This window comes from Oscillospiraceae bacterium (genome assembly GCA_022483045.1).
Classification (GTDB): Bacteria; Bacillota; Clostridia; order Oscillospirales; family Acutalibacteraceae; genus Caproicibacterium.
Map to the genome: position 1 here is coordinate 432,261 of JAKVOA010000001.1, position 19,155 is coordinate 451,415.

17 protein-coding genes are annotated in these 19,155 nt (G+C 52.3%); 16 read left to right on the forward strand and 1 reads right to left on the reverse strand.

Annotation, left to right across the window (positions count from 1 at the left end; translation table 11 throughout):
• Positions 1 to 11 precede the first annotated feature (11 nt).
• The 4 genes from LKE53_02115 to LKE53_02130 all read left to right on the forward strand — a co-directional run bounded on the left by LKE53_02115 (position 12) and on the right by LKE53_02130 (position 4,045).
• Complete coding sequence (locus tag LKE53_02115) at positions 12 to 773, forward strand: NYN domain-containing protein (GenBank protein ID MCH3971559.1); 762 nt, start codon at positions 12 to 14, stop codon at positions 771 to 773.
• Between the two features lie 181 nt (positions 774 to 954).
• The gene (locus LKE53_02120; protein ID MCH3971560.1) at positions 955 to 2,037 is read left to right on the forward strand and encodes a polysaccharide deacetylase; all 1,083 of its coding nucleotides are present in this window, start codon (positions 955 to 957) and stop codon (positions 2,035 to 2,037) included.
• A gap of 245 nt (positions 2,038 to 2,282) precedes the next feature.
• Entirely contained in the window at positions 2,283 to 3,338 is a 1,056-nt protein-coding gene (locus tag LKE53_02125; GenBank protein MCH3971561.1) for an inorganic phosphate transporter, read from the forward strand.
• Between the two features lie 86 nt (positions 3,339 to 3,424).
• On the forward strand, positions 3,425 to 4,045 hold the full coding sequence (locus LKE53_02130) for a DUF47 family protein (GenBank protein ID MCH3971562.1): 621 nt from the start codon (positions 3,425 to 3,427) through the stop codon (positions 4,043 to 4,045).
• Positions 4,046 to 4,161: 116 nt separating this feature from the next.
• Here LKE53_02130 and LKE53_02135 read toward each other — a convergent pair whose 3' ends face one another.
• Positions 4,162 to 4,782 carry an HAD family phosphatase gene (locus LKE53_02135; protein MCH3971563.1) on the reverse strand — a complete coding sequence of 207 codons (621 nt, stop codon included), beginning with the start codon at positions 4,780 to 4,782 and terminating at the stop codon, positions 4,162 to 4,164.
• A 155-nt stretch (positions 4,783 to 4,937) separates the two neighbouring features.
• On the opposite strand from LKE53_02135, the gene LKE53_02140 reads away from it, so the two are divergent.
• The 12 genes from LKE53_02140 to LKE53_02195 all read left to right on the forward strand — a co-directional run bounded on the left by LKE53_02140 (position 4,938) and on the right by LKE53_02195 (position 19,140).
• A complete protein-coding gene (locus LKE53_02140; GenBank protein MCH3971564.1) occupies positions 4,938 to 5,846 on the forward strand; it encodes a glycoside hydrolase family 25 protein in 909 nt (302 codons plus the stop codon).
• Positions 5,847 to 5,875: 29 nt separating this feature from the next.
• The gene (locus tag LKE53_02145) at positions 5,876 to 7,210 is read left to right on the forward strand and encodes an HAD-IA family hydrolase (protein MCH3971565.1); all 1,335 of its coding nucleotides are present in this window, start codon (positions 5,876 to 5,878) and stop codon (positions 7,208 to 7,210) included.
• A gap of 1 nt (position 7,211) precedes the next feature.
• The gene (ispF, locus tag LKE53_02150) at positions 7,212 to 7,685 is read left to right on the forward strand and encodes a 2-C-methyl-D-erythritol 2,4-cyclodiphosphate synthase (protein ID MCH3971566.1); all 474 of its coding nucleotides are present in this window, start codon (positions 7,212 to 7,214) and stop codon (positions 7,683 to 7,685) included.
• Positions 7,686 to 7,795: 110 nt separating this feature from the next.
• Positions 7,796 to 8,026 (forward strand): DUF3343 domain-containing protein, encoded by a 231-nt coding sequence (locus LKE53_02155; protein MCH3971567.1) that lies wholly within the window; start codon positions 7,796 to 7,798, stop codon positions 8,024 to 8,026.
• The gene (locus LKE53_02160; GenBank protein MCH3971568.1) at positions 8,023 to 9,192 is read left to right on the forward strand and encodes an aminotransferase class V-fold PLP-dependent enzyme; all 1,170 of its coding nucleotides are present in this window, start codon (positions 8,023 to 8,025) and stop codon (positions 9,190 to 9,192) included. The genes LKE53_02155 and LKE53_02160 overlap by 4 nt, the downstream gene beginning before the upstream one ends.
• A gap of 87 nt (positions 9,193 to 9,279) precedes the next feature.
• Complete coding sequence (gene cdaA, locus LKE53_02165) at positions 9,280 to 10,164, forward strand: diadenylate cyclase CdaA (GenBank protein MCH3971569.1); 885 nt, start codon at positions 9,280 to 9,282, stop codon at positions 10,162 to 10,164.
• Entirely contained in the window at positions 10,154 to 11,479 is a 1,326-nt protein-coding gene (locus LKE53_02170; GenBank protein MCH3971570.1) for a CdaR family protein, read from the forward strand. The genes cdaA and LKE53_02170 overlap by 11 nt, the downstream gene beginning before the upstream one ends.
• Positions 11,480 to 11,705: 226 nt before the next feature.
• Entirely contained in the window at positions 11,706 to 13,763 is a 2,058-nt protein-coding gene (gene recJ, locus LKE53_02175) for a single-stranded-DNA-specific exonuclease RecJ (GenBank protein ID MCH3971571.1), read from the forward strand.
• Positions 13,764 to 13,783: 20 nt separating this feature from the next.
• Complete coding sequence (locus LKE53_02180; protein ID MCH3971572.1) at positions 13,784 to 15,976, forward strand: bifunctional (p)ppGpp synthetase/guanosine-3',5'-bis(diphosphate) 3'-pyrophosphohydrolase; 2,193 nt, start codon at positions 13,784 to 13,786, stop codon at positions 15,974 to 15,976.
• Positions 15,977 to 16,099: 123 nt separating this feature from the next.
• A complete protein-coding gene (locus tag LKE53_02185) occupies positions 16,100 to 16,735 on the forward strand; it encodes an MBL fold metallo-hydrolase (GenBank protein ID MCH3971573.1) in 636 nt (211 codons plus the stop codon).
• On the forward strand, positions 16,719 to 18,203 hold the full coding sequence (gene hemZ, locus LKE53_02190; protein MCH3971574.1) for a coproporphyrinogen dehydrogenase HemZ: 1,485 nt from the start codon (positions 16,719 to 16,721) through the stop codon (positions 18,201 to 18,203). The genes LKE53_02185 and hemZ overlap by 17 nt, the downstream gene beginning before the upstream one ends.
• Complete coding sequence (locus tag LKE53_02195) at positions 18,196 to 19,140, forward strand: nucleoside kinase (GenBank protein ID MCH3971575.1); 945 nt, start codon at positions 18,196 to 18,198, stop codon at positions 19,138 to 19,140. Before hemZ ends, LKE53_02195 begins: the two co-directional genes overlap by 8 nt.
• The last annotated feature ends 15 nt before the right edge of the window (positions 19,141 to 19,155 follow it).

Consider the following 19,155-nt stretch of genomic DNA (forward strand, 5'->3'; position numbering starts at 1 on the left):
GGGGAAAAGCCATGCAGGATGAAAAACGGTTTGCGGTTTTGATTGATGCAGACAACGTTTCGGGAAAGTACATTCGCTATATTTTAGATGAAATCAGCAATGATGGTGTGGCTACCTATAAACGTATTTACGGGGACTGGACCAAACCGTCGCTTGCTTCATGGAAAAGTGTGCTGCTTGAAAATTCTATTATTCCTTTTCAGCAGTACGGCTATACAACTGGCAAAAGCTCAACGGACTCGGCTATGATTATTGATGCGATGGATATTCTTTATTCCGGCCACGTGGAGGGCTTCTGCCTGGTTTCCAGTGACAGCGACTTTACACGCCTGGCAGCCCGCCTGCGTGAAAGCGGCATGGTGGTCATTGGCATGGGCGAAAAAAAGACGCCTGCGCCATTTATTGCGGCATGCAATAAGTTCCGTTATCTAGAGGTATTGGAGCAGCAGGCGGCCGAAAACGAAAAAGAATCCGATGTACCGGCCAAACCGGAAATGGTGCCGCCGGACAAAATCATCAATAGCATTTATAATATGGTGCGCGACAACGCAGATGAAGATGGGCGGGTGCTGATTGGCGACGTGGGCAATATGCTGGTGCGCCGCTACCCCGATTTTGATGTGCGCAACTATGGCTTTAAAAAGCTCAGCCTGTTTATCCGCTCACTGGATATGTTTGAGGTGGTCAGCGTCCCCGCAGAAAACGGCCGCAACCGCATTTATTATGTGATGGAAAAGCCGGGCCTGCGCCGCAAGCCGAAGATCCATGTCTGAGTTTCAGTAGTAACAATACTTTAACTGGTATTTCCTATCATGAAATACTATAATGAAAACCAGAGACAACATAAAAGCCTTTGCTGCGGCTGCTTTGCAGGGGCTTTTCAAATGAGAGAAACAAGCGCGTTTATTTAAAAATTAGAAAGACGCGTGAGAGAAAAAGGGAGTTAATAGGAACATGGCAGAACAGAGAAGAAGAGATGCCAAAGAGCGTCAGAAACGGCGCAGCAGACGCCACGCTGCTATCGTTTTGATTTGTATTGTTTTGGTAGCTGCTGTCGTAGGGGGAACTTACGGCATGACCCGATTGATTTTGCACCAGAGCGGCCAGACAGCTGCCGCTGCTTCATCGGCAGCATCAAAAGCAGTTTCCAGTAAAAAGACAGTGTCTTCTGCCTCTGCTGCATCGTCAATTCCTGCTTCACAAGCATTTCAGGTGACAAAGACCGGCCTTACCGGCTACCAGGCCGAGTACCCCAACCTTTATGCAAAGACGAAAGTTGGCCAGTGGAAAGACGCCGAGGACAAAACCATCTATCTTACTTTTGATGACGGCCCCAGTTCCCTTACTCCAAAGCTGCTGGAAGTGCTGAAACAAAACAACGTCAAGGCAACTTTCTTTTTGACAAACCAGCCTGAGCAGCAGGACGATATACATTATATCAAAGATATTTACAAGGCGGGCTGCGTCTGTGCGGTGCACAGCTCCAGCCACGACTACCAGAAGATTTATGCTTCTGTAGATGCTTTCCTCAAAGATTTCAATGAAATGTATGAGATTATTTACAAACAGACCGATGGCCACGTTGCCCCGTTTTACCGTTTCCCGGGCGGCAGCAACAACCCGGCTATGAAAACCAGCGTTCGCAAAGCAATTATACAGGAAATGACCCGCCGCGGCTTTTTCTTCTATGATTGGGATGTCGATTCAAAGGACGCGCAGGGCGCAGACGCCAGCGGCATCTATGCAAATGTCACCCGCGGTATGCAGGAAAACGGCAACATCATGCTGATGCACAACACCGCCGTGAAAAAGGCGACTTTAAGTGAAGTGGGCAATATCATTCAGTATGGCAAACAAAACGGATATACCTTTAAAGAGCTGGACGGCACCCTGGACCCCAGCATGTACTCGTTCTCTAATCAGTATTTTATTCCGCTGCTGAAAGATAACCCAAACTTTAAGCTCAGCGCAAAGCACGAGGCACGCTTTGCCTCTTTGCTAAATGGCAGTTCCTCCTCTTCTTCAAGCGGAGATTAAAGACAGTTTTCAAAGGCACTGCTGCGGTACAATCTTTGTATCGCGGCAGTGCCTTTTTGTCTTTTTCGAGATTAATAATGATAACATATTTGCTATATAAATCAGAGTATTATGACCGCAAAATTTTTAGAAACAGAGAGAATCTTCTTGTATATTGCTGTAAAAGATGCTATGATAATCTGGTATATTAAAAGGAAGTTAATATCAGGTTAAATTAACCTGCGGCGAGGAGAAAAAGACCCCTTATGATTACTTTTTCCACTTTCCTGCAGCAGATTGCCAGCAATCCACCGCTTTTGATTACGATCGTGCTGGTTTTGGCCGCAACTATGGTAAATGGCGGCACAGATGCCCCCAATGCTATAGCCACCTGTGTGTCTACGCGGTCTATGGCGCCGCGCGCAGCAATCGGCATGGCGGCTGTCTGCAACCTGCTGGGGATTATTGTAATGACGCAGCTGTGCCCGGTGGTTGCCGAGACGATTTACAATATGGTCGATTTCGGTAATGACTCTCACAATGCTTTAATTGCCGTTTGTGCCGCTATGATAGCAATCGTGGTGTGGGGGGTTGCAGCGTGGGCTTTTGGTATTCCCACCAGCCAGAGTCACTCTTTGATTGCGGGCCTTACCGGCGCGGCAATCGCGGTGCACAATGACCTTTCCGGTATCCACTGGGAAGAGTGGGTAAAGGTTCTGTACGGCCTGGTGCTTTCTGCGGTTTTGGGTTTTGGCTTGGGGTGGCTGATCAGTAAACTGACCGGCACTATCTGCCACAATATGGACCGCCGCAAGACCGGGCACTTTTTCCGCGGTGCACAAATCTTTGGCGGCGCAACCATGGCCTTTATGCACGGCGCACAGGATGGACAGAAATTCATCAGCGTTTTTGTCATGGGCCTGTTGCTTGCCAATGGAAAGACTACAGGCGCGGGCGCTTCTTTACATATTCCGTTTTGGATTATGCTGATTTGTTCTCTTGCCATGGCGCTCGGTACTGCGACCGGCGGCATGCGTATCATCAAGTCAGTCGGTATGGATATGGTGAAGCTGGAGCGCTACCAGGGCTTTGCAGCGGATATGGCCGGGGCGGTATGTTTGCTCATTTCCAACTTGACCGGCTGGCCGGTAAGCACGACACACACCAAAACAACAGCAATTATGGGTGTCGGTGCGGCCAAGCGGATGTCAGCGGTCAACTGGGGCATGGCAAAAGATATGGTCATGACCTGGGTTTTAACTTTCCCGGGCTGCGGCTTAATCGGCTATGTGGTTGCAAAGGTATGTATGGCTATTCTGTAATTCAGCTTTTCATTCAGATAAGTTTTTATTAGTAACTTCGCTTGTCGTAGTTTTTGAGTATCTATAGCAAAGGAGCGCTGTGCGCCGTGGCAAAGAAGATAAGCCCTTATTATGATGAGTTTGTTGCCCTGATTGGGTATTCCTGTAAGGCGGCAAAAAAGCTGCAGCATATTCTGCAGAGCTTTGATACAGAGACCCTGCCGGCTGAGCGGGACGAGATGCACACGATTGAACATGAGGCCGACCGTGAAAAGCATAAAATGATGGAAAAGCTGGTGCGCGAATTTATTACGCCGATTGAGCGGGAAGATATTATCGACCTTGCCCAGAGCATTGACGAAGTAACCGACAAAGTAGAAGATGTGCTGATGCGCATTTACATGTACCACATTGATTCCATTCGGGCAGAGGCACTGGAGTTTGCTGACCTTATCGTCAAGTGCTGTGACAACCTGATGGAGGCGCTCAAGGAGTTTTATAATTTCCGCAAGCAGACAAATATCCATGATCATGTTGTCGAGGTCAATACCCTTGAGGAAAAGGGAGACAAGCTGTATGTAGACACCGTTCATCAGATTTACGGTGAAGACGAAAAGACAGCTGTCAAAATCGGCTGGGTACGTACTTTTGACCGCTTGGAAGACTGCTGTGATGCATGCGAGCAAGTGGCAAACCTGATTGAAAGTATTATCATGAAAAATACCTAAGTTTAAGGCTCTGCTACGGCAGAGCCTTTTTTATGAAAAAACCGGAAAGCAAAGTCAGTGGGCTTTGCTTTCCGGTTTGCTGTATGCAGAGGCAGCTTTTCCCTTAGAGGAAAAGCTTACCAAGTGACGCCGGCCCGGTGCAGGTCGGCAGTCAGTGCAGAAAAATCACGGGTATAGCAGTGTGTTTGCAGGCCGAGTGCATTTGCCGTGGCGATGTTTTCGGCGTTGTCATCAATAAAAAAGCAGGTCTGCGGCTGCAGAGAATAGTGCGAGAACAGCGTCTTATAGATTGCGGGATCGGGCTTTATCTGCTGCACATCGGCCGAATAAACGGCGCCATCCATCACCTGAAATGCCGGAATGCGGTGGCTGTAAACATGCAGGCGTACGCCGGTGTTGCTCAAAATATAAATGCCGTAGCCGGCCTGGTGCAGATCCTGCGCAAGCTGATTGGTTTCGGGAATTGGGCGGATATAAGACTGCCAGCCGTAAAACAGCGCACGGGCCGGTTTGCGCAGGCGCTGCGGCAGCTGCGGAAGCATGGTCTGGATTGCGTCTGTTTCGGTGATTTGGCCGGCGTCCAGCTGCTGCCAGACTTTGCCGCCAAAAAGAACCTGCGTAACCAGTTTGCAGTCCTCTGTGTTTTCCCCGCCCGGCAGAAAAGCTGCTGTATAGCGCTCGGGGCAGTAATCGATTAACACCTGCCCCATATCAAAGATAACGTTTTGAATCGGCATAGCCGTCAGACCTCCTTCAATTCGTGTATTTTCTATTTTACCATAGACATACGCAGCCGTAAAGCTGCTGCCGTGCCGGTTTTCAAAAGTTGCTTTTTCGGTGGGATTCGTGTAGAATAAATTTTTGTAAAGTTTGTCGGGAAAGGAAGAATCCTATGCGCCAAACAAATCGTGCGTTTCGTACAAAAAAACATAAAAAAAGTATTCTGATTATAACGGTCGCGGCCATTTTAGCGGCCGCGGTTCTTTTGACTGTGCTGTTTCGTTCCTGCGGTACGAACAGCAGCATTAAAGACGGGCAGCAGTACGCCTCTGCAGAGGAAACCATTATTACTGACCGTTATGAGGGTACAAAAATCATTCCAAAATATGATTTTGCAAAAAACACCCTTTCAGACAGCAAATTCAGCACAGCAAATGGTATAAAATCCTATACAGGAGCCGTCAACGGCGTTGATGTTTCCTCTTGGCAGGGCGATGTCGATTGGAAAAAAGTGAAAGCCGCTGGCATCTACTTTGCAATGATTCGCGTGGGCTACCGCGGGCAGACTGTCGGCACCATTAAGGCCGATACGAAATTTGCGCAGAATATGAAAGGTGCGCTGGCCGCCGGGCTGAAAGTCGGCGTCTATTTTTATTCGCAGGCTGTGTCTGAGACCGAGGCAAAGGAAGAAGCCGATTATGTCATTCGGCAGATTTCTTCTTATAAAGTGACCTGGCCTGTGGTGTTTGACTGGGAGCTTGGCGATGACGAGGCAAATTCCGTAGACAGCACGCTGCGTACCAGCAGCGCCACGCCGGACGAAGTGACAAAATATACGGCGACTTTCTGCAGCTGTGTGAAAGCGGCTGGTTATCAGCCCTGCTACTACACCAATAAAGCAATGGGGTATACAACGTTCAACTTAAAGACGCTTTCTGCGTACCCAATTTGGTATGCGGAGTATCAGGACCTGCCTAGTTTCTATTATCATTTTGATATTTGGCAGTATACAGCAAAAGGAAAAGTCAACGGCATTGACGGCACCGCCGACCTCAACATTTCCTTTCAAAAATTCACGTAAGCATACAGAGCATTCGGAGGAATCACTACATGCAGGTAAAATATGCAGTTTTCGATATGGATGGCACTTTGCTCGACTCGATGCACGTATGGGAAAATGTAGGTGAAACGGTTTTACGGCGGCACGGTGTACAAGCACCGGCGGGCCTTTCCCGGCGTATGCGCGATATGACGGTAGAGGATGCCGCCCACTATTTTCAAACGCTCGGTGTGCAGGACAGCGTAGAAAACTTAGAAAATGAAATTAACGAAATTCCATATGAGCGGTACTTGAAAGAGGTGCAGCCAAAACCCGGTGCGGTTGCTTTCCTGCAGCGCCTGCACCGGCAGGGAACCCCGATGTGCATTGTTTCCAGTACAGATAAAAAAAGCATCTGTGCGGCGTTTGACCGGCTGGGAATTACGCAGCTGTTTGACTTTATTCTGTCTACCAATGATTTCGGAAGCGGAAAAGACCGCCCCGATATCTTCTATGAGGCGGCTCGCCGTATGGGGGGCACACCTGCCGAAACGGTCGTCTTTGAAGATGCGCTTTACGCTATTCGTACCGCAAAAAAGGCGGGCTTTTTGGTTACGGCAATGGAAGACGCAGAGGCGGCGCCGGAAAGGCCGGAAATCGAGCGCCTGGCGGATTTGTACCTGCCGGACCTGCGCTGCTTTCCGTGGGAAAGCGCGGCAGACCTGCCGGAGGTCCCCTGCTGCGCGGTCATTGTGGCAGCGGGCGCTTCCACCCGCATGGGGCGGCCAAAACAGGAGATTCCCCTGCTAGGGGTGCCTGCACTTGCGTATACACTGCGTGCGTTTGAAAAAGCGGTGTGCGTGCAGCGCACGGTGCTTGTCTGCCCGCCAGGGCAGCAGGCACACTATCAGGCACTTGCAGTTCGGCACCATTGCGCGGAAAAATTGGCTGCCGTGGTGCCGGGGGGGAAAACAAGGCAGCAGTCTGCGGCAGCGGGTGCAGCGGCGGCAGGTGCCTGTGATTACCTTGCCGTGCATGACGGCGCACGCGTGCTCGCTGCACCAGAGGAAATCAATCTGGCAGTGAAGGACGCTGCGCGGTATGGCGCTTCCGCCCTGGCAGTACCGGTGAAAGATACAATTAAAGTGACCGATGCGCACGGCATTGTTACCAAAACACCGGAGCGCTCTGCGCTTTGGGCGGTGCAGACGCCGCAGGTCTTTGATGCGCAGCGCTACCGCAGCCTGCTTTCTGCAGCTGCCGGCGACTTTACAGATGACTGTCAGCTTTTTGAGCGTGCAGGGCTTCCGGTGCATTTGTGCCGCGGCAGCTACACAAATTTTAAGTTGACAACGCCAGAGGACATTCCTGCAGCGGAAGCTGTTTTACGCAGAAGGGAGCGCTGATATGCGTATTGGGCATGGATATGATGTACATCAGTTGGTAAGCGGGCGCCGCTTTATTCTCGGTGGTGTAGAGATTCCGTACGAAAAGGGACTTTTGGGGCATTCAGACGCAGACGTGCTGACCCATGCGGTGATGGATGCCCTGCTGGGTGCAGCCGCATTGGGGGACATTGGCTGCCTGTTTCCGGACAACGACCCGGCCTACAGCGGAGCAGACAGTCTGCTTTTGCTGCAGCAAGTCTGCCGCCTTGTTCACGAAAAGAACTATGAAATTGAAAATATCGATGCGACCGTTTTGTGCCAAAAGCCAAAACTGCGCCCGTATATTCCGCAGATGCAGAAGCGGCTGGCTGCCGCCTGCGGCGTTTCGCCGGAGCAAATCAGCGTAAAAGCAACTACAGAAGAGGGGCTTGGCTTTACCGGCCGGGGCGAGGGTGTCGCGGCCCACGCGGTGTGTTTGCTGCGGCAGGCATAAATGGCGATTGCTGCTGTTTGACCGGCAGAGTTCTACACAGCAAAAAAGGCAGAAAACAGGGTACTGTCATATTCTGTGAGTAGTATGTTATTACAGAGAGGTGATACCTTGTGGGTCAGCAGGTTATAGATGTTGGTTCTGTCACTTATGCGATGAAAAGCAGGGAACTGCTGCGCAGTCACGGCATTAGGGCCTATGTGGAGCGTTTGCCGCGTGCACCGGAAGCAACGGGCTGCGGCTATGGCGTGTATGTGCCAAAAGATGTGGAAGAAGCAGTGCGCCTTTTGAAAGAGGCAGGAATTCATGTGCTGGATGTACGAGAGCGGGTGACCCGCGAATGATTTACCTGGATAATGCTGCGACGACTTACCCAAAGCCGCCGCAGGTATCAGCCGCCGTGCAGCGGGCTTTGCGCCAGTATGGGGCAAACCCCGGGCGCGCCGGCCACCGGATGAGCTTGAAAACAGCGGAAGCGGTTTATCATGTGCGCGAGCAGGCGGCAGCCTTTTTCGGTGCCCCCGGCCCCGAGAACGTTGCTTTTGTTATGAACTGTACACAGGCACTGAATATGGTTATCAAGGGTGCTATCAAGCCCGGCGGTCATGTGGTCGTTTCCTGTTTGGAGCACAATGCCGTCATGCGGCCGCTGGAAACGCTGCGCCGCCGCGGCATTATCACATATACAGAGGCACAGGTCGTGCCCGGAGACAACGACGCGACCCTGGACGCTTTTCGGCAGGCAATGCAGGAAAACACCTGCCTTTGTGTGTGCACGCATGTTTCCAATGTATGGGGCATTTGTTTGCCTATTGAGCGCATTGCGGCGCTGTGCCATGCATACCGGGTGCCGTTTTGTGCGGACTGTGCACAGTCCGCAGGGGTGCTGCCGATTTCCATGACAGAGGCGGGCCTCGATTATGTCTGTGCGCCGGGGCACAAGGGCCTTTACGGCCCGATGGGCACCGGCCTGCTGCTGGCGCTGGACGGCGCCGCGCTGGATACCCTGATTGAGGGCGGCACAGGCACAGCTTCAGAAAGCCTGGTGCAGCCGGCAGAAATGCCAGAGCGCTTTGAGAGCGGCACAATCAATGTACCCGGTATTTTGGGCCTTGGTGCCGGCATCAGTTTTGTACAACAAATGGGAATACAGCGAATTTATCAGCAGGAAAGCGCACTTGTCTGTGCGCTGTATGATCAGCTGAAGCATTCCGGTGCGGCTGAACTGTATGCGCCCCGGCCACAGCCGCCGTATTTTGCGCCGCTGTTATCTTTCAATCTGCCGAATCAGGACAGTGAAGACACCGCTGCTGCACTGGACCGCCGCGGCTTTGCCGTGCGCGCAGGACTGCACTGTGCGCCACGCGCACATGCTTTTTATGGTACATTAGAGCGTGGTGCAGTGCGCATGTGCCCCTCTGTCTTTGTCGGCAGGGCGCAGGTGCGGGCCTTTGGCGATGCAGTGCTGCAGATTTCATCTAAAAACAAAAAGGCCGGTGCTGAAAGTTAGCCTGCTTTTGACAGGCCGGAAGAAAATGATTGCATATCCCGGGTGATATGTTACAATAAAAAGGAGAGGGGAAAGGAGGGGGCCGTCATGAGTCAGTTGGAAATATTCTGGGGGAACCTGCAGAATGTTTTTGGCAGTTTTCGTGTGCAGGATATCATCGATATTCTGTTGGTTGCCTTTGTCATATACAGCGCAATCAAGCTGATGCGCGACACGCGCGCAGGGCAGCTGGTCAAGGGCATTTTGATTATTCTGGTCATCTGGGTGGTTGCCAATCTGCTGCAGCTGTACATGATGAAAACACTGCTCACCTATATCATTCAGTATGGGCTTGTGTGCCTGTTTGTGGTCTTTCAGCCGGAAATGCGCAGCGCACTGGAAAAAATGGGGCGCGGCTATATGGGCGGCTTAAAAAGCCTGATGGTTTCCCGCAGTACAGCTGATCAGGAGCGGCAGGCGCAGTGGCGGCGCGGCATTCATGCAGTGGTCGCGGCCTGCGACAGCATGTCCAAAAGCAAAACCGGCGCCTTGATTGTGATGGAACGCACGACAAAGCTGGGCGATATTGTCGACACGGGCACAGTTGTCAATGCAGTGCCAAGCGTGCCGATTATCTGCAACATCTTTTTCAACAAAGCCCCCCTGCACGATGGTGCCATGATTATGCGGGACGGGATGCTGTATGCCGCCGGATGTATTTTGCCGCTGACAAAGCGCAACAACGACGTTGCCATTGAGCTGGGTACGCGCCACCGCGCCGCAATCGGCATGAGCGAAAACTCGGATGCAGTAGTGGTCGTCGTTTCTGAGGAAACCGGTCAGATTTCTATTGCACTCGGCGGTACCATTACGCGCAACTACACGCGTGAATCCCTGCAGAATGAACTGAACAGCCTTATCTTAGAGCCGCAGACTTCCAAAGAACGCAGCTCGTTCTTTGCGTCGATCAGGAGGCCGAAAGATGAAAAATAAGAATAAAAATAAAGAAGTAAAAAAACGGCCGCAGACCCAAAGCAGAGTCCGCCTGAGCGGGCTGTTTTACAACAACAAATTTGTCTTTGTCCTTTCCCTGGTGTTGGCGGTTATTATGTGGATGGTGCTGGCATTTAACGACACAGAGCATTTTCCTAAGCGCATCAACAATGTGCCTATCAATGTGCGCCTTTCTGACTCGGCCCAGCAGCAGGGCCTTACGGTGTATTCCCCGACCAAGACCGATACCGCTTCAGTGGCAATCACCGGCAATACGCTGATAGTCAGCCAGGTGCACAGCAAAGATATTGAGGTGGTGCCGGTCAGCGTATCGCAGATTACCGCGCCCGGCGACTACAAAGTCACCTTGATCGGCAAAAACATCAGCGCCCTTTCCAATTTCAGTTTCAGTAAGATCTCCCCTTCTGAGTGGACCATTCACGTGGACCGCGCAGCAAAAAAGACTTTTTCTATTCAGCTGCCGTCCAACATGTATAAAATCGACACTTCTGGCTACTACAGCCCCGGTCCCACCGCAGATGCCGAAAATGTCGTGATTTCCGGTCCGGAAACAGAGGTTAACCGCATCAGCCGTGTTTCTATTGAGTACACTGCCGGCGATACTGCCTTGACTGACACCAAGACCGTGCAGGCGCCGCTGGTACTGTACGATTCCTCAGGAAAGGTGATTACGCCGGATCAGTACCTGACCATGAGCATTTCTCAGGTGAATGTGACCATTCAGGTACTGCCAAAAAAGACAGTTCGAGTACTGCCGACTTTTACAAATCAGCCGGCCGGCTTGAAACTGGACCCCGACAGTGCCTTTACCGTAAGCCCCAGCACCATCAGTATTGCCGGACCGAAAGATACCCTTGCCAAGATTACGGAAGTCAGCCTGGAGGCAATCGACTTTTCACAGGTCAATACCACGCACAACAGCTTTAATCAGCAGCTTTCGCAGATGCCAAGCGGCTGTACGAATCTGAGCAGCGGCACAACTGCCCAGGTCACGCTGAAAAATATGAGTCAGTACACCAGTAAAAACTTTACAGTAAGCAATTTTACCGAAATGAATGTGCCCTCGGGCACAAGCGCCACAATTGAAACCAAGTCGTTAAATATCAGCATCGTCGGCAAGGCGAGCGATATTTCCACGTTGACTGACAGCAATATTACCGCCGCGGTCGATTTTTCAAATGTGCAGGCGGGCGGTACGACCAACGCCCCCGTTTCCATTAAAATCGGCGGCAACAAGACTTGCTGGGCTTACGGCACCTACCAGGCGAGTGTGACACTAAAAAAGAGTTCCTAATCCTGCCAAGATTGACTGCAGCGAAGCAAAAGCAGAGAAACTGCCTTTGCTTCGCTGCTTTTTGTTGCCGGGCACCAAAAGTTGGAAGAAAAGATTGAATAACGACCTGTGAAATGATACAATAATTTATCATATATTTTTTAATTATGAATAAACTGTGACGACTGAAAGTCGTTATTCGGCAGGTTTGGTTATCTTCCGAGTAGAAAGAGCGGGTGAGCGTCTTTTGGCACTGAAAAAATGGATTGTTGCGGCGATTGACCGCCGTGCGGCACGCAGCGTAGCGCAGCAGACCGGTATTCCGGTGGTTACGGCAGCGCTGCTGCAGTCGCGGGGGTTTCGTACCGCGCAGCAGGCCGCGGAGATGCTCAGCGGCGTACCGCTGAGCGACCCGCTTTTGCTGAAAGACATGGACCGTGCAGCTGACCGTATCCGCCGCGCAGTTGATGACTTTGAAAAGATTGCGGTGTACGGGGATTATGATGCAGACGGCGTCACGGCTACAGCAATTCTGTACTCTTATCTGGAGTCGTGCGGCGCAGATGTTTCTTTCTATATCCCGGACCGTACTAAAGAGGGCTATGGCCTGAATATGGGTGCAGTAAAAAAACTGCACGAGCGCCAAGTGGATTTGCTTATTACAGTCGACAACGGCATTTCCTCTCTGCAAGAAGTCGATGCTGCCGTAAAACTGGGTATGGACGTGGTCATTACGGACCATCACCGCCCGCAGCCGCAGCTGCCGCAGGCTGCCGCGATTGTCGACCCCTTTCGTCCAGACGATACCAGCAAGTGCCAGTGTTTGTGCGGCGCAGGCCTTGTCTTTAAGCTGGTGCAGGCGCTAGAGGGGGAAGATGCCGACCAACAGCTTTTACTGGAAACCTATGCTGACCTGCTTGCCATCGGAACGATTGGAGATGTGGTGCCCCTGACCGGCGAAAACCGCACCTTTGTGCGGGAGGGATTGCACCAGCTGCCGCAGACAGACCGCCCAGGCCTGCGTGCACTGCTGGAAAAAGCGGGCCTTGGTGACCGGCCGCTGACAGCGGAAAATGTTGCTTTCGGCATTGACCCGCGCATTAACGCCTGCGGCCGTATTGGCTCGCCGGAACGCGCTGTACACCTGCTTTTAAGCGAAGATCCGGACGAGGCCTGTTCCCTTGCAGCAGATATTTGCGACGACAACGAATACCGCAGACAGCTGGAAACAGAAATTTATGAAAGCGCGGTACAGCAGCTGCACCAGCAGCCAGAGCGTATGCTGGATCGTGTGCTGGTGGTGGAGGGACGCTCTTGGCACACCGGGGTTATCGGGATTGTAGCGAGCCGCCTTACTGAAACTTTTGGCAAACCCTGCATTGTCCTTTCCACAGATGCCAACGAAGCCCGCGGCTCCGGGCGCAGTATTGAGGGCTTTTCTCTGTTTGAGGCAGTCAATGCCTGCGCTGACCTGCTGACAAAGTACGGCGGGCACGCCATGGCAGCGGGCATGACCATGCCAGTGGAGAATACAGAGGAATTCCGCAGGCGTATCAATGCTTACGCTGCGTCACAGGGAACAATGCCGACAGAGGTGCTGCATTTGGACGGCGCCCTGAAGCCGGAACGCCTTTCTTTGGAGCTGCCCCGCGCCGCGGAGCTGCTGCAGCCTTTCGGTACGGGAAATCCGCGGCCGCTGTACGGCCTGTTTGGTGTACGTCTGCAGGAGATTCAGCCGGTGGGCGGTGGACGGCACTTGCGCCTGGTGTGTACCAGCGGCCGGGTGCGGATGCGCTGTATGAAATTCGGTATGGAGCTTTCTGCATTTCCGTACCAAATCGGCGACACGCTCGACTTTGCAGTAGAATTGGAAAACAGCGAATACAATGGGCGCGAAACGCTCTCTGTAATCGTGCGGGACATGAAGCTTTCCGGCTGCGATGATGAGGATCTGATGCGGGGACAGGCTTTATTTGAAAGCGCCAAGCGCGGTGACCCGCTGACAAAGGAAGAGTATGTTTGTCTGGTGCCGGACCGCACAGCCTGTGCGGCTTTGTATCGGCGGCTGTACACCTGTGGCGGCTATCACGGCGGCGCAGAGGGCCTGTCTCAGCTTGCAAGTATGCCCTTTTCCCGCCTTTTGGTCTGCTTGGAACTGTTTAGCGAGCACGGACTGATACAGAAAGAAATTTTCGGAATGCAGTACAGCATTTCTATGTGCACAGTGCAGGGAAAAGTGGATTTGTTTGACAGCACTTTTTTAAGCGGCCTGCGCGCACAAGTACAGACAATTTTGAGAACTTGAGGGGAGATGACGGGACAGCTATGGCGAGTACAGAAAAAACATTTGATGACTTGACAGCCCTGCTGTCGCAGAGCGAACATGATTATGATATGGAGCTGATTCGCCGGGCCTATGACCTTGCTCTTTCCGCGCACGGCGACCAAAAAAGGCTTTCCGGCACGCCTTATATTTCTCACCCTGTAGCAGTAGCGTGCATTCTGGTAGAGCTTGGCATGGACAGCGAAAGCGTTGCTGCGGGCCTGCTGCATGACGTGGTAGAAGATACCAAAATCAGCCTAGACGAGCTGCGCCGCATGTTTGGTCCCGAAATTGCCAACTTGGTGGATGGCGTAACAAAAATAACGCAGATGGGCCGCATTCAGTATAATTCCCGCGAAGTACAGCAGGCGGAAAATATCCGTAAAATGCTGATTGCCATGAGCGAGGATATCCGCGTTATCATCATTAAGCTGGCCGACCGCCTGCACAACATGCGCACAGCCCGCTACTGGAGCCCCGACAAACAGCGAGAAAAAGCCCTGGAGAGCATGGAGGTCTATGCGCCGATTGCGCACCGCTTGGGCATTCGCGCAATCAAAGAAGAGCTGGAAGACCTTTCCCTGCGTATTTTGGACCCGTATGCGTATAAAGAGATTGAAAACAGCCTGGCTCTGCGCCACGAAGAACGCGACGCTTTCATTGAAAAAACCAAAAAGACGCTTTACGACCGTATTTCCGCTTCTATTCCAAATGTCTATATTTCTGGGCGTGTCAAGAGCATCAACGGCATTTACCGCAAGATGTTTGTACAGGGCAAAAATATGGACGAAATTTATGATATTTACGCGGTACGCGTCATTGTTGATACAGTAAACGACTGCTACAATGTACTGGGCATTGTTCACGATATGTTCCGGCCGCTGCCAAACCGCTTTAAAGATTATATTTCCACACCGAAACCCAATATGTACCAATCCCTGCACACCACGGTGATTGGCAAAGACGGCATTCCCTTTGAGATACAGATACGTACCTGGGAAATGCACCACACGGCGGAGTACGGCATTGCGGCTCACTGGAAGTATAAATTGGGCATGACCGATGGGCACGCTTCCCATGATGGCATGGAGAAGCGCCTTGCGTGGATTCGGCAAATCTTGGAGGAACAGAAAAATTCTGCAGACGCCACTGACCTGATCCGCACAATCAAGTCTGACCTTACCCCCGACGAAGTGTATGTTTTTACGCCGCGCGGCGATGTTATCAACTTGCCAAATGGCAGTACGGTCATCGACTTTGCTTACGCGATTCACAGTGCTGTAGGCAACCGCATGGTGGGTGCTAAAGTAGACAAGCGCATGGTGCCGCTGACAACCCAGCTGAAAACCGGCGAGATTGTCGATATTATCACCAGCAAAGAGGCACGCGGTCCCAGCCGTGACTGGCTTAAAATTGTAAAGACAAGCGAAGCGCGCAATAAGATACGCACTTGGTTTAAAAAAGAAAAGCGCGATGAAAACATTGTTGAGGGCCGCAGTGAGGTTGAGCGCGAATTTAAGCACAACGGCGTTACGCTGCCGGACGAAGAGATGAAGACCCTGCTGATGCACTTGGGCAGTAAACAGAATTGTGCAACTTTGGACGATGTCTATGCGGCTGTTGGCTATGGCGGCATACAGCTGTGGAAAGTAATGCCGCGCATACGGGAAGATTACCTGAAGACGCACCGTCCAGAGCCGCCCAAAGAGCCGCCGGCTCACCCGCAGCCTGCAACCCGCAAGGCTGCCAGCGGCGTTGTGGTAGAGGGGATGGAGGACTGCCTGATTAAGTTTGCCCGCTGCTGCAACCCGCTGCCGGGCGATGACATTATCGGCTTTATTACACGCGGATACGGTGTTTCCATTCATAAAAAATCGTGTTGCAATGTGCCGCACCCGATCAGCAGTTCGCCGGAGCCGCAGCGCTGGATCGCCGCGCATTGGGCCGGAGATGTGCGGGAAGAGTTTCAGACTACGCTGGAAATCGTTGCAGATGACCGCTCTGGCCTTTTGGCGGACGTGACACAGCGGCTCTACAATATGCGTTTGTTTATCCATTCGCTCAATTCCCGCGAACTCAAAGACGGCCGCGCGGTCATTTCCGCAAATATCACTGTAGATGGTCTGGACCAGCTGCAGAGCATTGTGGGCCGCTTAAAGTCGATTGACGGGGTCGAGACCATTCGCCGTACCTGATGTGTTGGTTTCTTCATCTGCCGTTTTTTATTTTTTCATATTTCAGGCATATACTAAAATTTAGGCTGCCTTGCTGTTTGGCGGCAGAGAACCTGCGCGAATGATTGATACAGGAGGAATCTTATGCAAATTCAGTGTATTTCCGGCGGAATTGTGCCGACCAACTGCTACCTGCTGACAGATGACAAAACGGGACAGACTGCCGTGATTGATCCCGGCTTTTACGACTCCCGTCTGCAGCGGGCGGCGGCTCAGACCAAGGTCACCAAGATTTTGCTGACACACGGGCATTTTGACCATACCATAGGGGTCAGCCGCCTGGTGAAGCAGACCGGTGCAAAGGTGTATCTTTATGAAACCGAGGCCGACTTTGTGACCAATCCCTCTTACAGCCTGAGCGGCATGGGGATGGGCGATGTGCCGCCCTACAAGCCAGATGTGCTGCTGAAAGACAAAGACACCATTCCTTTGGGCAGCCTGACGATTCAGGTGCTGCACACCCCGGGCCACACACATGGCGGCTGCTGCTACTTGGTGGGGGACGCATTGTTTTCCGGCGATACGCTGATGTGCGGGACTGTGGGCCGTACAGATTTTCCTACTGGCAGTTTTCAGGATATTGTCGCCTCTGTACAGCGCCTGCGCGACTTGCCCGGCGAGTGGCGTGTACTGCCCGGCCACGAAATGGAAACCAAACTCAGCTGGGAAAGACGCAATAATCCTTATATGGAAGCAGATCAAAATGGATTTAATTCTTAAAAATAATTCCTATCATTATGAATTGGAAAAACTCTGCCGCTTATTCTACCCGGAAGAGACGATCCGTGTCGTAGAAGATGGCAACTTGCCGCAGGAGCAGGACGCGGCGGCTCTTACTGTCTGTGCAGAAATGCAGCAGACGAAAGAGGGGCTGCTGCTGACTGCCCGCCTGCGGGACGGCGGCGAAGAGCAGGTGCAGACGGGCCTTTATCAGCCCGGTCTATATGGAGACAGCGGCCCCGAGCGCCAACTGGCAGAGCTTTTGTACCGACTTTTGGTCCGCCATACCGGTTTCACGCCACGCTGGGGAATCCTTACTGGTGTGCGACCGGTCAAGCTGCTGCATGGCTTCCTTGACCGCTGGGGAAAAGAAAAAGCACTGCAGGTTTACCAGCAGGCATATCATGTAAGTGAGCAGAAAACGCGGCTTGCTCTGCTGACGCTGAAAAACGAGAGCAGCCTTTTGGCAAAAGAAACGCCCAAAGGCTTTAGCCTGTATATCGGTATTCCATTTTGCCCAAGCCGCTGCGCTTACTGTTCATTTGTTTCAATGTCCGTCGAAAAGACAATGCAGCTGATTCCGGATTATGTGACGTGCCTGTGCAGGGAAATCAAGGCTGCGGGCCGAGTCGCGGGGGAACTGGGGCTTGTGCTGCAGTCCGTTTATATGGGCGGTGGCACGCCGACAACCCTTTCTGTACAGCAGATGGATTCTGTACTGGCGGCTGTACAGAATTCGTTTGACCTTTCCGCCTGCATGGAGTTTACGGTAGAGGCCGGCCGGCCCGATACGGTAACGCCGGAAAAACTGCAAGGACTGCGCCGCCGCGGCGTCACACGCATCAGCATTAACCCGCAGACTATGCAGGAGAAAGTGCTGCAGGCCATTGGCCGCCACCACACTGTGGGGCAGGTCTTAGAGGCCTTTTCCATGGCACGTGAAGCCGGATTTGACGACATCAATATGGATCTTATCGCGGGTCTGCCGCTGGATACACCCGAAACTTTTGCAGATACAGTAAACCGCGTTTGTGCATTGGGCCCCGAAAGTATTACTGTGCATACCCTGGCACTCAAGCGCTCCTCCCGTATTTTTCAGGAGGGACAGCAGCGTGCCTCTGGTGCATCGGCCGCAGAAATGCTGGATTACGCCGGCCCCAAACTGCTTGCCGGCGGGTGGCAACCCTATTATCTGTACCGCCAGACCCGCATTTTGGGCGGACTTGAAAATGTCGGTTTTGCAAAACCGGGTTTTGAGAGCTTTTATAATACTGTTATTATGGACGAAACACAATCAATCCTTGCCTGCGGTGCTGGTGCCGGTACAAAAATCTGTGCACCGGCCGGCGGCAGAATTTCGCGTATTTATAATTTTAAATATCCGTACGAATATATTTCCCGCCATGAGGAGATACTTGAGCGGAAAGAAAAGGTGAAACAGGTCTATGAGGAGATCACACGTGCCTGAATATACACGTTTTATAAACAACGTTGAGGATATCAACCGCATGGCGCGGCAGAATCCGGCAAAATTGGTTGCTCTTTCAGACGGCCGTTTTCATAAAAGTGTAGAGGAAGTCGCAAAAAAGACGATAGCGCGCGGCTGCCGTGTTGTGCTGCTGGCTGGGCCTAGCAGCAGCGGAAAAACCACGACTGCCCACCTCCTTTCTGATGCCCTGCGGCAGCTGGGCCACGAAACACAGATGATTTCTCTGGATGACTTTTACCGTCCTGAAAATGAGGCCCCCCGGCGCGAAGATGGTACCCGAGACTTTGAGTGCCTTGACGCCTTACGGGTTGACTGTATTCAGCAGTGCCTGCGGGACTTGGCTGTTTCCAACAGCTGTGAAGTGCCGCAGTTTGATTTTGTGCACCACTGCCCCATGCGTGAAACCCGCCATTTAGAGCTTTCAAAAGATGGCGTCGCGGTTATTGAGGGCCTGCACGCGCTGAATCCTGTCTTGACAAAAGAACTGCCCCATGGCGCGGCAGAGCGAGTCTATATCAGCGTAAAACAGGATGTATGCACGCGCTCAGAAATACTTTTGCAGGCGCGTGAGGTCCGCATGATTCGCCGAATTGTTCGCGACTATAATTTCCGCGGTACTTCTCCGGAACGGACACTGAAAATGTGGAATTCCGTAATGGAAGGGGAGCATAAGTACATTCGTCCCTTCCGCGAAGACGCTGATTTTACGGTCAACTCGTTTCATGCCTATGAGTTGGGGGTGCTGCGTACGCAGGCACTTATGCTTCTGCGCGGCGTGCGGGAACCCAGCGGTTGGATTGCAGACCAGGTGCAGCGGCTTTCTTTTGCGCTGATGCTGTTTGCACCCATCAGTTCATCGCTGCTGCCGCCCACGTCACTGATTCGTGAGTTTGTCGGCGGTGGGCTGTACACATAAAGCCCGATAAAAGTT